Origin of the sequence: Enterobacter sp. EC_50 (genome assembly GCF_019584525.1) — a bacterium.
In the GTDB taxonomy this organism is placed as follows: Bacteria; Pseudomonadota; Gammaproteobacteria; order Enterobacterales; family Enterobacteriaceae; genus Enterobacter; species Enterobacter roggenkampii.
Genome location: NZ_VDAF01000004.1, coordinates 157,382 through 172,811, shown reverse-complemented (window position 1 = coordinate 172,811; position 15,430 = coordinate 157,382). Strand labels below are relative to the sequence as shown.

13 protein-coding genes are annotated in these 15,430 nt (G+C 50.7%); 11 read left to right on the top strand and 2 right to left on the bottom strand.

Going from position 1 to position 15,430, the window contains the following annotated elements; genetic code table 11:
- The first annotated feature begins 10 nt into the window (after nucleotides 1-10).
- The 4 genes from silA (at nucleotide 11) to FHC48_RS05415 (ending at nucleotide 6,496) form a co-directional block, all read left to right on the top strand.
- On the top strand, nucleotides 11-3,157 hold the full coding sequence (gene silA, locus FHC48_RS05430; RefSeq protein WP_000574029.1) for a Cu(+)/Ag(+) efflux RND transporter permease subunit SilA: 3,147 nt from the start codon (nucleotides 11-13) through the stop codon (nucleotides 3,155-3,157).
- Nucleotides 3,158-3,243: 86 nt separating this feature from the next.
- Nucleotides 3,244-3,684 (top strand): DUF411 domain-containing protein, encoded by a 441-nt coding sequence (locus tag FHC48_RS05425; protein ID WP_000758228.1) that lies wholly within the window; start codon nucleotides 3,244-3,246, stop codon nucleotides 3,682-3,684.
- Between the two features lie 126 nt (nucleotides 3,685-3,810).
- Nucleotides 3,811-6,258, top strand: a complete 2,448-nt coding sequence (silP, locus tag FHC48_RS05420; RefSeq protein WP_001353604.1) for an Ag(+)-translocating P-type ATPase SilP — start codon at nucleotides 3,811-3,813, stop codon at nucleotides 6,256-6,258.
- A gap of 40 nt (nucleotides 6,259-6,298) precedes the next feature.
- Nucleotides 6,299-6,496, top strand: a complete 198-nt coding sequence (locus tag FHC48_RS05415; protein WP_000843494.1) for a DUF2933 domain-containing protein — start codon at nucleotides 6,299-6,301, stop codon at nucleotides 6,494-6,496.
- Nucleotides 6,497-6,529: 33 nt separating this feature from the next.
- Here the strand turns inward: FHC48_RS05415 and FHC48_RS05410 are convergent, their stop codons facing one another.
- Together FHC48_RS05410 and FHC48_RS05405 are read right to left on the bottom strand one after the other, a co-directional pair.
- Nucleotides 6,530-7,267, bottom strand: a complete 738-nt coding sequence (locus tag FHC48_RS05410) for a peptidoglycan DD-metalloendopeptidase family protein (protein ID WP_059364260.1) — start codon at nucleotides 7,265-7,267, stop codon at nucleotides 6,530-6,532.
- A gap of 288 nt (nucleotides 7,268-7,555) precedes the next feature.
- Nucleotides 7,556-8,005 carry a copper resistance protein gene (locus FHC48_RS05405; RefSeq protein WP_001023257.1) on the bottom strand — a complete coding sequence of 150 codons (450 nt, stop codon included), beginning with the start codon at nucleotides 8,003-8,005 and terminating at the stop codon, nucleotides 7,556-7,558.
- 234 nt (nucleotides 8,006-8,239) lie between these two features.
- Here FHC48_RS05405 and pcoA point away from each other — a divergent pair, with 234 nt between their 5' ends.
- The 7 genes from pcoA to pcoE all read left to right on the top strand — a co-directional run bounded on the left by pcoA (nucleotide 8,240) and on the right by pcoE (nucleotide 15,091).
- Entirely contained in the window at nucleotides 8,240-10,057 is a 1,818-nt protein-coding gene (gene pcoA / locus FHC48_RS05400; protein ID WP_000925240.1) for a multicopper oxidase PcoA, read from the top strand.
- Nucleotides 10,058-10,062: 5 nt separating this feature from the next.
- Complete coding sequence (gene pcoB, locus FHC48_RS05395; RefSeq protein ID WP_072253904.1) at nucleotides 10,063-10,953, top strand: copper resistance outer membrane transporter PcoB; 891 nt, start codon at nucleotides 10,063-10,065, stop codon at nucleotides 10,951-10,953.
- A 39-nt stretch (nucleotides 10,954-10,992) separates the two neighbouring features.
- On the top strand, nucleotides 10,993-11,373 hold the full coding sequence (gene pcoC, locus FHC48_RS05390) for a copper resistance system metallochaperone PcoC (protein ID WP_059364264.1): 381 nt from the start codon (nucleotides 10,993-10,995) through the stop codon (nucleotides 11,371-11,373).
- A 55-nt stretch (nucleotides 11,374-11,428) separates the two neighbouring features.
- The gene (pcoD, locus tag FHC48_RS05385; protein ID WP_229692861.1) at nucleotides 11,429-12,307 is read left to right on the top strand and encodes a copper resistance inner membrane protein PcoD; all 879 of its coding nucleotides are present in this window, start codon (nucleotides 11,429-11,431) and stop codon (nucleotides 12,305-12,307) included.
- 54 nt (nucleotides 12,308-12,361) lie between these two features.
- Nucleotides 12,362-13,042 (top strand): copper response regulator transcription factor PcoR, encoded by a 681-nt coding sequence (gene pcoR / locus FHC48_RS05380; protein ID WP_001188930.1) that lies wholly within the window; start codon nucleotides 12,362-12,364, stop codon nucleotides 13,040-13,042.
- Entirely contained in the window at nucleotides 13,039-14,439 is a 1,401-nt protein-coding gene (pcoS, locus tag FHC48_RS05375; RefSeq protein WP_001211179.1) for a copper resistance membrane spanning protein PcoS, read from the top strand. Before pcoR ends, pcoS begins: the two co-directional genes overlap by 4 nt.
- 217 nt (nucleotides 14,440-14,656) lie before the next feature.
- Nucleotides 14,657-15,091, top strand: coding sequence for a copper resistance system metallochaperone PcoE (gene pcoE / locus FHC48_RS05370; RefSeq protein ID WP_000723069.1), 435 nt, complete (start codon nucleotides 14,657-14,659; stop codon nucleotides 15,089-15,091).
- Nucleotides 15,092-15,430 lie beyond the last annotated feature (339 nt).

Sequence of the window (15,430 nt, the reverse complement as noted above, 5' to 3'; positions counted from 1 at the left end):
GGAGACGACGATGATTGAATGGATTATCCGGCGCTCTGTCGCCAACCGTTTCCTGGTCATGATGGGGGCCCTGTTTCTCAGCATCTGGGGCACATGGACGATTATTAACACGCCTGTCGATGCCTTGCCTGACCTGTCAGATGTGCAGGTCATTATCAAAACCAGCTATCCCGGCCAGGCCCCGCAGATTGTAGAAAACCAGGTCACCTATCCACTTACCACCACCATGCTGTCCGTGCCTGGCGCAAAAACCGTGCGTGGTTTTTCACAGTTCGGTGATTCGTATGTGTATGTCATTTTTGAAGACGGCACCGATCTGTACTGGGCCCGTTCCCGCGTGCTGGAGTACCTGAACCAGGTACAGGGAAAACTGCCCGCCGGTGTGAGTTCTGAAATCGGTCCGGACGCCACGGGGGTGGGCTGGATATTTGAATATGCCCTTGTCGATCGCAGCGGAAAACACGACCTTTCAGAACTGCGTTCTCTGCAGGACTGGTTCCTGAAATTTGAGCTGAAAACCATCCCGAACGTGGCTGAGGTCGCTTCGGTTGGCGGCGTGGTGAAACAGTACCAGATTCAGGTCAATCCGGTAAAATTGTCTCAGTATGGTATCAGCCTGCCCGAAGTGAAACAGGCCCTTGAATCGTCTAACCAGGAGGCCGGTGGCTCATCCGTTGAAATGGCCGAAGCTGAGTATATGGTCCGTGCCAGCGGTTATCTTCAGAGCATTGATGATTTTAATAACATCGTCCTGAAAACAGGCGAGAACGGCGTGCCGGTTTATCTGCGGGATGTTGCCCGCGTGCAGACCGGGCCTGAAATGCGGCGTGGTATTGCCGAGCTGAACGGCCAGGGCGAAGTCGCTGGCGGCGTGGTGATCCTGCGGTCGGGTAAAAATGCACGCGACGTTATCACGGCAGTGAGGGATAAACTTGAGACGCTGAAGGCCAGCCTGCCGGAAGGCGTTGAAATCGTGACCACCTACGATCGCAGCCAGCTCATCGACCGGGCGATTGATAACCTCAGTTCCAAACTTCTGGAAGAGTTTATCGTGGTGGCCATCGTCTGTGCCCTGTTCCTGTGGCACGTACGTTCTGCCCTGGTGGCGATTATCTCTCTGCCGCTTGGTCTGTGTATCGCCTTTATCGTCATGCACTTCCAGGGACTGAACGCCAATATCATGTCGCTGGGAGGGATAGCGATTGCCGTCGGTGCGATGGTGGATGCCGCCATTGTGATGATTGAGAATGCGCATAAGCGGCTTGAGGAGTGGGATCATCAGCATCCGGGTGAGCAGATTGACAACGCCACCCGCTGGAAGGTGATTACCGATGCCTCCGTTGAAGTGGGACCCGCACTGTTTATCAGCCTGCTGATCATCACCCTGTCCTTTATTCCTATCTTTACCCTGGAAGGTCAGGAAGGACGTCTGTTTGGCCCGCTGGCATTCACGAAAACGTACTCCATGGCGGGCGCGGCCGCGCTGGCCATCATCGTCATTCCGATTCTGATGGGATTCTGGATCCGGGGGAAAATTCCTGCAGAGACCAGTAACCCCCTGAACCGGGTACTGATCAAAGCGTATCATCCATTGCTGTTGCGGGTTCTCCACTGGCCAAAAACAACCCTGCTGGTTGCGGCCTTGTCCATTTTCACCGTTATCTGGCCGCTGAGCCAGGTGGGCGGTGAGTTTCTGCCGAAGATTAACGAGGGCGACCTGTTGTATATGCCGTCGACCCTGCCGGGTGTCTCTCCGGCTGAAGCTGCAGCGCTCCTGCAGACGACGGACAAGTTAATCAAAAGCGTTCCTGAAGTGGCCTCTGTATTTGGCAAGACCGGTAAAGCAGAGACCGCCACGGATTCCGCACCGCTCGAAATGGTTGAAACCACGATCCAGCTCAAACCTGAGGATCAGTGGCGTCCAGGCATGACGATTGACAAGATTATTGAAGAACTCGACAGGACCGTCCGTTTACCGGGGCTGGCAAACCTCTGGGTGCCGCCAATCCGTAACCGTATTGATATGCTCTCAACCGGGATCAAAAGCCCGATAGGTATCAAGGTGTCCGGAACGGTTCTGTCCGATATCGATGCAACGGCGCAGAGTATCGAAGCGGTCGCCAAAACCGTACCCGGCGTAGTGTCTGCTCTCGCAGAGCGACTGGAAGGCGGGCGCTACATTGATGTGGATATCAACCGGGAAAAAGCCTCCCGCTACGGAATGACGGTGGGCGATGTGCAGCTGTTCATCTCATCAGCCATCGGCGGCGCGACGGTAGGGGAAACGGTTGAAGGCGTGGCCCGGTACCCGATTAATATCCGCTATCCGCAGGATTACCGGAACAGCCCGCAGGCCCTGAAACAGATGCCGATCCTGACCCCGATGAAGCAGCAGATCACGCTGGGCGATGTTGCGGATATTAAGGTCGTTTCCGGGCCGACTATGCTGAAAACGGAAAATGCCCGTCCAGCCAGCTGGATTTACATTGACGCGCGCGGCAGGGATATGGTGTCGGTGGTTAATGACATTAAAACGGCGATCAGTCAGAAAGTGAAACTGAGACCGGGTACCAGCGTGTCATTCTCCGGACAGTTTGAACTGCTTGAGCATGCCAACAAGAAACTGAAGCTGATGGTGCCGATGACGGTGATGATCATCTTCATCCTGTTGTATCTGGCATTCCGCCGGGTTGATGAAGCCCTGCTGATCCTGATGAGCCTGCCGTTCGCCCTGGTTGGCGGGATATGGTTCCTGTACTGGCAGGGCTTCCATATGTCTGTCGCAACCGGAACGGGGTTTATCGCTCTGGCCGGGGTGGCAGCAGAGTTTGGCGTGGTCATGCTGATGTATCTGCGTCATGCCATTGAAGCGCACCCGGAATTGTCCCGTAAAGAGACGTTCACACCGGAAGGCCTTGATGAAGCCCTCTATCATGGTGCCGTACTGCGTGTCCGGCCGAAAGCCATGACCGTGGCGGTGATCATTGCGGGTCTGCTGCCAATACTCTGGGGAACCGGTGCAGGTTCAGAAGTCATGAGCCGTATCGCGGCACCCATGATTGGTGGGATGATCACGGCTCCGCTGCTGTCCCTGTTCATTATTCCTGCCGCCTACAAATTAATCTGGCTGCGCAGACATAAAAAAAGCGTGTCCTGAACCTGAAAGGGCACCCCCTGTGGGTGTCCTTCTTTACTGATTCACCCTGACGTCAGGGTTTAAATCGATAATATACAGAGGTGAGTATGAAAAAAGTGGTTCTGATGGCGCTGGCTCTCGGCCTTTCACTGCCCGCGATGGCGAGTGAAAAAGTGATTGATATGTACAAATCTGAAAACTGTGGCTGTTGTTCCCTGTGGGGCAAGGCGATGGAAAAAGACGGGTTTGAAGTACGAACTCACGTCATGAATGATCAGGCGCTGTCAGCCCTGAAAGAAAAGCATGCTATTCCTGCAGGACTGCGAAGTTGTCATACCGCGGTTGCCGGTAATTTGATCATTGAAGGCCATGTGCCTGCGACAACGATACATAAGGCAATGCAGTCTGGTTCAGGTATATACGGTCTCGCCACCCCCGGTATGCCAGCAGGAAGTCCTGGAATGGAGATGGGAGCCCGAAAAGAGGCTTACGATGTTATCGCATTCTCACCGGATGGAAGTAAAAAAGTCTTCCAGCGAATCGAATAGTCAGCGGAACGGCTGATAACGGGACGCCGGTAGCAGGCACTCCTGTGCCGGCGATATTCGTGGTAATCGCATCCATGACATACCCTGAAGACAGAAGATGCTTCGGTATGCATAAGGAGAGTTACTGTGAAAAATGACAATGCAGTGCAACACAACAACCAGACTGCTTCTGAGCAGACATTATCCCCGGACGAGGGCCACGTATTGCATAAGGTGAGAGATCCCGTGTGCGGGATGGCCATCCTGCCCGACAGGGCGCACAGCAGCATTCGATACCAGGACCATCAACTTTATTTCTGCTCCGCCAGCTGTGAGAGTAAATTTAAAGCCCATCCCGATCGTTATCTTACCGAAGATGCCAGTGAACATTCCCATCACCATCACCACGATCATCACGAAGTCAGCCCTGATCAGATAAAACAGCCTCACCACCAGGCGGAAAAAGAGAATTCTGAAGGTGTGTGGACATGTCCGATGCACCCGGAGATACGCCGCAGTGGTCCCGGAAGCTGTCCTGTCTGTGGAATGGCACTGGAGCCGCTCGTAGCTACGGCATCCACGGGGCCGAGTGATGAACTTCACGACATGACAAGACGCTTCTGGCTGGGGTTGTTGCTGGCGTTTCCGGTTCTGGTACTCGAAATGGGATCTCATCTGTTTCCCGAGTTGAGGAATACAGTACCGCCACAGTACAACACATGGCTGCAGCTGCTTCTGGCCTCCCCTGTCGTGTTGTGGTGTGGCTGGCCATTCTTCGCCCGGGCCGGAATGTCGTTACGTAACCGCTCCCTGAATATGTTTACCCTTGTTGCAATGGGGACCGGCGTAGCCTGGGTTTACAGCGTCATTGCAACCGTCTTCCCCTCCTGGTTTCCTGCATCGTTCAGAAACATGGATGGCCTGGTGGCCGTTTATTTTGAAGCCGCAGCAGTTATTACGGTGCTTGTTCTGCTGGGACAGGTTCTTGAGCTGCGGGCACGGGAACAAACCTCAGGCGCCATTACTGCGCTTCTGAACCTTGCCCCCAAAACCGCCAGACGGCTGGATCATGACGGTCATGAAACGGATATTAATGCGGAAGATGTCCTGCCTGGCGATAAGCTCCGCATCAGACCTGGAGAGAGTATTCCGGTCGACGGTATCGTGATCGAAGGCAAAACAACCGTTGATGAATCGATGGTGACCGGGGAATCTATGCCGGTTACCAAAACGGAGGGTGACCCTGTCATCGGGGGGACCATTAATCAGACAGGGAGTCTCATCATCCGTGCAGAGAAAGTCGGTGATGAAACAATGCTCTCACGAATTGTTCAGATGGTCGCTGATGCACAGCGTTCGCGTGCCCCCATCCAGAGAATGGCTGACAGCGTTTCAGGCTGGTTTGTTCCTCTGGTGATACTTATCGCGGTTGTTGCTTTCGTGATCTGGTCTGTCTGGGGGCCCGAGCCCAGGATGGCGCACGGTCTCATTGCGGCTGTGTCGGTCCTGATTATTGCCTGTCCCTGCGCGCTGGGGCTGGCCACGCCGATGTCGATAATGGTGGGGGTGGGCAAAGGAGCCCAGGCCGGGGTGTTAATCAGGAATGCCGAAGCCCTTGAGCGTCTTGAAAAAGTGGACACGCTGGTTGTCGACAAAACAGGCACGCTCACGGAAGGTTCGCCTACGGTGACAGGGATTATCAGTCTCAATCCGGGTGGGGAAACATCTCTTTTGCGTGTAACAGCCGCAGTGGAAAAAGGCTCGCAGCATCCGCTGGGTATGGCAGTAGTTAAAGCAGCACAGGAAAAGGGGATCGCAATACCCGCAGTCACTCATTTCGATGCACCGTCGGGTAAAGGTGTCTCAGGCGATGTCGAAGGTCAACGGGTTGTTATTGGTAATGAACTGGCTATGCAGGAAAACAGTATAGTTATTGATAATCAAAAGGCCGTTGCGGATACGTTGCGGATGGAAGGCGCTACCGTTATCTATGTGGCCACAGACGGGGACCTTGCAGGCCTGATAGCTATCTCGGATCCCGTGAAAACAACCACGCCGGATGCGCTTAAAGCTTTGCGTCAGGCGGGGATCCGCATCGTTATGCTCACCGGGGATAACCAGCTTACTGCTGAAGCAGTCGCACGGAAACTGGGAATAGATGAGGTTGAAGCCGGAATTCTGCCGGATGGCAAAAAAGCAGTGATAACCCGACTGAAAGAGTCTGGCCATGTGGTTGCGATGGCCGGAGACGGTGTGAATGATGCCCCGGCGCTGGCAGCGGCTGACGTGGGTATAGCCATGGGAACGGGTACAGATGTGGCAATTGAAAGTGCCGGAGTCACCCTTCTCAAAGGCGACTTGATGATACTGAACAGGGCCCGTCATCTGTCAGAGATCACCATGAAAAATATCCGTCAGAATCTGTTTTTTGCATTTATCTACAACGCACTTGGCGTGCCTGTGGCTGCAGGTCTGCTTTATCCTGTGTATGGAATACTGCTGTCGCCAGTTATTGCGGCGGCGGCCATGGCTCTTTCCTCCGTCAGCGTCATTGTGAATGCGTTGCGTCTGAAAAGTGTCAGGCTCGGGAAATAACACTGAGTGAAGGGTCAGTTACGAACAGAAGGAGTCCAGTATGAAAAGTACCACCTATGCGCTTATTGCTGTCGCCGCGATCGCGGCATTTGCCCTCCTGCGCGAACACTGGTCACATGTGGCAGGTTACTGGCCATATCTGTTATTGCTGGTCTGCCCGCTAATGCATCTTTTCCACGGCCACGGAGGGCATGGAGATCATCAACATCACGGAAGTGAAAACGATAAAAAAAATTAATCCGGCAGACGGGGCCGCGTCGCGGTCCCGTTATCAGTCCAGGTATCGTTCGTAGTCTCTGGCATGCGCAAAGGCATGCTGTTCGAGTTTGTTATCAGCGGGTGCCGCTGCCCGGAACGCCAGAGAGTTAACAGGGTTGTTATTGATGACCAGCTCGTAATGCAGATGAGGACCGGATGAACGTCCGCTGTTACCGGATAACGCAATAGCACCTCCCCGTGTAACCCTGGCCCCTTTAGTAACGAGTATTTTATTGAGGTGGAGATAGCGAGTTTTAACACCGGCTTTTCCCGTTACTTCAACAAAATATCCCATGGTACTGTTGTATTCGGCCCGGGTGATTTTTCCGTCGATGACGCTGACTATTTTCGTGTTCATGGGCATGGAATAATCAATGCCATTATGGGGACTCACTTTTCCCGATACCGGGTTAAGTCTTGCAGGATTGAAAGGCGAACTGAGTCTTGCTGTGGCCGGTAACGGATAATCGAGACTGCCTTTCCAGGAAGTATCGGAAAGGTTATAGAACTTTTTATCTGATATACGATACGCCGTGTAATTAAATGAACCGGACGTAAATTTATAGGCCACGACACGTGATTTTCCCGCTTTCTTTTGCAGTACGAGTTTTAATGATTCATTTTTTTTCAAATGCCGCAGATTAAACCGGGAAGGCAAGGAGCGCTGAAGAGTAGCGATCTCGTTCGATTCCAGCCCCGAGCGGGTGGCTGAAAGGTAGGCATTTTCTTTTACGACATCGGTAGAATACATTTACTGGAATTCGCCGTTAGCATGAACACTGCGGCGTATGCTAGGGGTTTTCAGGAGGCGTGTCATCTGTCAGTTAATCGGGAGCACCGTTGATGGTCGTCATTTTTGTAACATATCTTGTTTCCCGTTTGCTCCTGAAGCTCTGGGAACTGTATGACCAGCCCGACGGTGATGATTAACGGGACTGAAACAGGTTACGGCAGAGCAATATGGGGCTCATGTCCTGCTACGTAACCCGTCAGTAAAGCCCTGCTGCGCACCTGACGCTAAGCACTAACCCGCCTGCAGTTACCTGGTCGAATACAGCCCGCGAAGCTTTCTTGCCTGCGTCTGATGTGCTTCCGCACCGGCATTATTGACCTGCTCATGCACGAGAGCGGCTTTTTCTCCGGCATTCAGTTCGTTAAAAGAAGAAGACGAGGTCTTTGAATTTGCATCACTGCCGGACAGCATTTTTTTATGTTCCTCAATCATTTTCTGATGCGCATAGGACGCGCTGTTGTTCATAAATGAATGAGCAACAATGGCCCTTTCATGTTCATTCATTTCAGAGAATGAGGGCGTGTTGTTTTTATTAACCCTGTCCGGTAAGTTTTCATGCGTCGAGGAATTCACATGACTGACGGCTGAGGCATTATTAACAAATCGATGTGCTTCATGGGCAATATCACTGGACTGAGCAAAAGCTGCCCCACAAAATAAAGCTGTAAACGCAGTGGTCGTGATTAATATATTCATGTGTAATTACCTTCTGAGGTACATAAAAGATGTCCTTATGATCATATATAAAAATAATCAACCTGTGGGGAAGATGACGTAAATGTAATACAGCTATGTACATTACACGATTGTAATGAATTTGTTTCTTAAGGTGTGCTAGATTCATTTCATTGTAAGTGGATGAACCAGTAATTTAATTTAAATCGGTTCTCGAATTCTGTCAGTAACCATACTTTAAATAAGGGAATGCGCATGCTGTTGAAAACGTCTCGACGAACTTTCCTGAAGGGGTTAACCCTCTCTGGCGTAGCCGGAAGTCTTGGCGTATGGAGTTTCAATGCGCGTTCCAGTCTGAGCCTGCCAGTTGCCGCATCCCTGCAGGGTACTCAGTTTGACCTGACCATTGGTGAAACGGCCGTCAATATCACGGGCAGTGAGCGTCAGGCCAAAACAATCAATGGAGGCCTGCCGGGGCCCGTTCTTCGCTGGAAAGAAGGTGACACCATTACCCTGAAGGTCAAAAACCGTCTTAATGAACAGACGTCCATTCACTGGCACGGCATTATTCTTCCGGCCAATATGGATGGTGTTCCGGGGCTGAGTTTTATGGGCATAGAGCCTGATGATACCTACGTTTACACCTTTAAGGTTAAGCAGAACGGGACTTACTGGTACCACAGCCATTCCGGTCTGCAGGAACAGGAGGGGGTATACGGTGCCATTATCATCGATGCCGGGGAGCCAGAACCGTTTACTTACGATCGTGAGCATGTGGTCATGTTGTCTGACTGGACCGATGAAAATCCTCACAGCCTGCTGAAAAAATTAAAAAAACAGTCGGATTACTACAATTTCAATAAACCAACCGTTGGCTCTTTTTTCCGCGACGTGAATACCAGGGGGCTGTCAGCCACCATTGCCGATCGGAAAATGTGGGCTGAAATGAAAATGAATCCGACTGACCTCGCGGATGTCAGTGGCTACACCTACACCTATCTCATGAACGGGCAGGCCCCGCTGAAAAACTGGACCGGACTGTTCCGTCCCGGTGAAAAGATACGCTTACGGTTTATCAACGGCTCGGCAATGACCTATTTCGATATCCGTATCCCCGGGCTGAAAATGACGGTCGTGGCTGCAGATGGCCAGTATGTAAACCCGGTTACCGTTGACGAATTCAGGATTGCCGTTGCCGAAACCTATGATGTCATTGTGGAGCCTCAGGGTGAGGCCTATACCATCTTCGCACAATCCATGGACAGGACCGGTTACGCTCGAGGGACACTGGCCACGAGAGAGGGGTTAAGTGCTGCCGTTCCCCCCCTCGATCCCCGTCCTCTGTTGACCATGGAAGATATGGGTATGGGGGGAATGGGACATGATATGGCAGGAATGGACCACAGCCAGATGGGAGGCATGGATAACAGCGGAGAGATGATGTCTATGGACGGTGCTGACCTTCCGGATAGCGGGACATCCTCCGCGCCCATGGATCACAGCAGCATGGCCGGTATGGATCATTCCCGGATGGCCGGAATGCCGGGTATGCAAAGTCATCCTGCGTCAGAAACGGATAACCCACTGGTTGATATGCAGGCGATGAGCGTCTCTCCGAAATTAAATGATCCGGGTATTGGTCTTCGAAATAACGGAAGAAAGGTTCTCACGTACGCGGATTTGAAAAGCCGCTTTGAGGATCCTGACGGACGTGAACCTGGCCGTACCATAGAACTGCATTTAACCGGCCACATGGAAAAGTTTGCCTGGTCATTTAACGGAATCAAGTTTTCAGATGCCGCACCGGTGCTGCTGAAATACGGTGAGCGGCTCAGGATCACGCTGATCAACGATACCATGATGACTCACCCCATTCACCTGCATGGTATGTGGAGCGATCTGGAAGATGAAAACGGTAATTTCATGGTTCGTAAACACACAATAGATGTTCCCCCTGGTACAAAACGCAGTTACAGAGTGACAGCAGATGCGCTTGGCCGCTGGGCGTATCACTGCCATTTGCTCTATCACATGGAAATGGGAATGTTTCGTGAAGTCCGGGTGGAGGAATGATGCGAATGAAGAGAAATTTGAAGGCCATACCTGTTCTGGTCGCCGGTTTGTTTACCTCACAGCTTTCTATTGCGGCGGGCTCCGTCTCTGCAGATCCCCACGCCGGGTACGACATGTCTGCCATGCAGATGCCAGCAGATGAGAATTTCACTGAGATGACGTCAATGGAGCCCATTGTAACTGAGAGCAGAACGCCAATTCCGCCTGTTACCGATGCCGACCGGAAGGCTGCATTCGGCAATTTACAGGGGCATGCGATTCACGACAGTGCGATTAATTATCTGGTTCTGCTGGATCAACTGGAATGGCAACGGTCGGATAACACCAACAATTTCAGCTGGAGTGTTAACAGCTGGATTGGAGGCGACACAGATCGGATTTGGCTAAAGAGTGAAGGTGAACGAAGCAATGGGGAAACGGAGGCGGCTGAAGCGCAGTTACTCTGGGGACATGCGGTTGGCCCATGGTGGGATTTGGTTGCGGGTGTCAGGCAGGATTTCAGACCTGCTTCTGCCCGGACCTGGGCTGCTGTCGGTTTTCAGGGGCTGGCACTCTATAATTTTGAGTCTGAAATTACGGGTTTTGTCAGTAATGGCGGAAAAGCAGCCCTTCGTCTGGGAGGAGAATACGACGTTTTACTGACTAACCGGCTCATACTCCAGCCATCCTATGAGGTGAATTTCTACAGTCAGGATGATGAATCGCGGGGTCGCGGCAGGGGACTGACTGACACAGAGCTGGGGCTCCGGCTGCGCTATGAAATACGCCGTGAGTTTGCACCCTATATAGGCGTTTCCTGGAATCAACTTTACGGGAAAACATCCGATATGGCGAAAAGAGAAGGTGAGAAAGACCATCAGGTAGTATTCCTGGCGGGAGCCAGAATCTGGTTTTAACGCACTGATATAAAACACTCAACTAAACAGGTAAATAAAATGTCGATTTTAAATAAAGCCATTCTTACAGGTGGCCTCGTTATGGGCGTTGCTTTCTCTGCTATGGCCCATCCGGAATTAAAAAGCTCTGTGCCACCGGCTGATTCAGCCGTAGCGGCCCCGGAAAAGATTCAGCTTAATTTCTCGGAAAATCTGACCGTGAAATTCTCAGGTGCAAAATTAACGATGACGGGTATGAAAGGCATGTCATCACATTCTCCGATGCCGGTCGCGGCAAAAGTGGCGCCAGGCGCTGACCCTAAATCGATGGTCATTATTCCGCGAGAGCCTTTACCCGCTGGCACTTATCGTGTTGACTGGCGCGCGGTTTCTTCAGATACGCACCCTATTACCGGTAATTACACCTTTACAGTGAAGTAATATTATGAACGACCTGATTATGATTGTTATTCGTTTTCTTCTTTATCTGGATTTGATGGTAATATTTGGATTGCCATTTTTTCAGATATATGGAATAAGCGGTGTCAGACATGAAACCTATAACCTGACTAATTTCAGGTCGTTTATAACTTTTGCTGTTGTTACAGGCATCATTCTTACTGGCATTAATATGCTCCTGGTATCTAATGCCATGAGTGGAGTAACTGACCTCAGAGAATTATCCATCCATGTTATCGAGATGGTGATAGAAGAAACTGATGTGGGTATTAGCTGGATTGTCAGGCTCTGTGCCCTGTTTACCACACTCGGTGCTTTGTTCCTTTACACTAATAAGAGAGTATTGTCCTGCCTGCTGATGACGATGAGTGGGGGCGTGGCGCTGGCTACACTTGCCTGGGGAGGACACGCCGTTATGCATGACGGTCTGCATTACTATCTCCATTTACTGAGCGATCTGACCCATCTCGGCGCTGCAGGTGCCTGGACAGGTGCTCTGGTTGCATTTGCTATCCTGCTGATGCGCAGAAACGAGCATAATGCACAGAGCGTCATTGTGATATCTGACTCCCTGGCAAAATTTGCCACGGCAGGAACGGTGATTGTTGTAGCCCTGATCCTGAGTGCGCTGGTCAACTATCTGTATATTGCTGAGGGTAACTTAACTCCCTTATTCAACAGTTCCTGGGGGAGGATATTGCTTGCCAAGACGGCTCTGTTTGTTCTGATGCTTCTTCTGGCTGCAGCAAACCGGTTTCACCTGGGTCCCCGGCTTGAAGTTATGGTCAGGGAAGGGAATTATGATCGCAGCGTTGCCCTGATGCGAAACAGCATCCTGACAGAATTCGTTGTTGCGATTATCATTCTGGGCGCCGTAGCGTGGCTCGGAATGCTTGCTCCGTCTCAGGTCAGCTAGGGGACAGCCAAAGCTCATGCGTGAGATTTTTACTTTCATATCAGCGAGTTGACCATGCAGCGTATTTTAATCGTTGAAGACGAACAAAAAACAGGTCGTTACCTGCAGCAGGGACTGGTTGAGGAAGGCTATCAGGCCGATCTCTTTAATAATGGCCGCGATGGTCTCGGGGCCGCGTCGAAGGGACAGTATGATTTGATAATACTGGACGTGATGCTGCCTTTCCTCGACGGGTGGCAAATCATCAGCGCACTGAGGGAGTCCGGGCACGAAGAACCGGTCCTGTTTTTAACCGCAAAGGACAACGTGCGGGACAAAGTGAAAGGACTGGAGCTTGGCGCAGATGACTACCTGATTAAGCCCTTTGATTTTACGGAGCTGGTTGCACGTGTAAGAACCCTACTGCGCCGGGCACGCTCGCAGGCCGCAACAGTCTGCACCATCGCCGATATGACCGTTGATATGGTGCGCCGGACCGTGATCCGTTCGGGGAAGAAGATCCATCTCACCGGTAAAGAATACGTTCTGCTTGAGTTGCTGCTGCAACGCACCGGAGAAGTGTTACCCAGGAGTCTTATCTCGTCCCTGGTCTGGAACATGAATTTTGACAGTGATACGAATGTGATTGATGTCGCCGTGAGACGTCTGAGAAGTAAAATTGATGATGACTTTGAGCCAAAACTGATCCATACCGTTCGCGGTGCCGGATATGTCCTGGAGATCAGAGAAGAGTGAGGTTCAAAATTTCCCTGACCACACGCCTGAGCCTGATTTTTTCTGCGGTGATGCTTACGGTATGGTGGTTATCAAGTTTTATCCTGATTAGCACCCTTAATGGCTATTTCGATAATCAGGACCGCGATTTTCTGACAGGTAAACTTCAGCTCACCGAAGAGTTTCTTAAAACAGAGACGTTCAGGAACAAAACGGATATTAAGTCATTATCAGAAAAAATAAACGATGCGATGGTGGGGCACAATGGCTTATTCATTTCTATAAAAAACATGGAAAATGAAAAAATTGTTGAACTCTATGCCAAAAATTCTGTTGTTCCAGCGATCCTGCTTAATAAGTCGGGTGATATTCTCGACTATATGATCCAGACGGAAGAAAATAACACCGTGTACCGCAGTATCTCGCGGCGGGTTGCCGTGACGCCGGAACAGGGTAAAAGCAAACATGTCATCATTACGGTTGCCACGGATACTGGGTATCACACCCTGTTTATGGACAAACTCAGTACCTGGCTGTTCTGGTTCAATATCGGTCTGGTCTTTATTTCTGTTTTTCTGGGCTGGCTGACCACACGTATTGGTCTGAAACCGCTACGGGAAATGACCAGTCTGGCTTCCTCCATGACCGTACACAGCCTGGATCAGCGTCTAAATCCCGATCTGGCTCCGCCGGAAATCTCTGAGACCATGCAGGAGTTCAATAATATGTTTGATCGCCTGGAGGGGGCATTCCGGAAACTGTCAGATTTCTCGTCTGACATCGCGCATGAGCTGCGCACACCAGTCAGTAATCTGATGATGCAGACGCAGTTTGCACTGGCTAAGGAAAGGGATGTTTCGCATTACCGCGAAATTTTATTCGCTAACCTGGAAGAACTGAAAAGGTTGTCACGAATGACCAGTGACATGCTTTTTCTGGCACGTTCAGAGCATGGTCTGCTGCGGCTGGATAAACATGATGTGGATCTGGCAGCCGAACTGAATGAATTACGTGAGTTGTTCGAGCCCCTGGCAGACGAAACAGGAAAGACAATCACGGTTGAAGGAGAGGGCGTTGTTGCCGGAGACAGCGATATGCTCCGACGTGCTTTCAGTAACCTGCTTTCCAATGCAATCAAGTATTCTCCCGATAACACCTGTACAGCGATACACCTTGAGCGTGACAGTGACTGTGTGAACGTGATGATTACGAATACGATGTCCGGCCAGGTTCCCGCTAATCTGGAACGTTTGTTTGACCGGTTCTATCGCGCAGACTCATCAAGGTTCTACAACACGGAAGGCGCGGGGCTGGGATTATCAATTACAAGGTCGATCATTCATGCTCACGGCGGCGAGCTGTCAGCAGAACAGCAGGGGCGTGAAATTGTGTTCAAAGTGCGCCTGTTAATGGATTAATCCCGTTGTTCAGGAGAAACCTGGAAGGTGACAAAATTGTCATCATTCAGTCACGCGATAAACAGAGGCGGTTTTTTATAATTATTCATAAATCAGGAGCAGCGTGATAACACAATCACCTGGTTCCTGGAGTGATGATTAACCCGCCCTGAGATCAACTGCTTTCTCTGTTATAAGCCATTGATTGTTTGGGTATGTAAACACCGGAGACCCAACCATGAAAAAGATTCTCGTATCATTTGTTGCCATTATGGCTGCCGCTTCATCTGCCATGGCTGCAGAGACAATGAACATGCATGACCAGGTAAATAATGCACAGGCACCTGCCCACCAGATGCAGTCATCTGCTGAAAAAAGTGCAATTCAGGGAGACAGCATGACAATGATGGATATGAGCAGTCACGATCAGGCCGCAATGTCCCATGACATGATGCAAAACAGCAATTCTGCTGCCCACCAGGACATGGCTGAAATGCATAAAAAAATGATGAAAGCTAAACCCGGAGCTACCAACGAAACAGCAAAGTCATTTTCTGAAATGAGCGAGCATGAGAAGGCCGCAGCTGTACATGAGAAGGCGAATAATGGTCAGTCTTCCGTTGTTCACCAGCAGCAGGCTGATAAGCATCGCAGTCAGATCACCCAGAATTAACCCGCAGCTCCACTTGTTAGACCCTCATTTGACGCCGAAGTCACTGGCTTACGCTCCCGTCCGGGAGCGTTTTTTTTCCCATATATCAAACTTTAACTCTGAAGAGGTGGAAGTATCTGACCAACACTGTCACGTAACGCCAGATAACTACAAAAACACCTTTTTCCTCCTGTAAATTGCAGTTCCTGCAAGAACATCAAGGCATAATGTTGGAACAGCGTGTGATACACACTTAGCATCATGTTTTGTATGTGTTTTTTTAAAACTTTACAACTTTAAAGTCTTTTTCAGGTTAAAGGATACAACTTTAATGTCTCTACACAGCAGAAGACAAGTGAC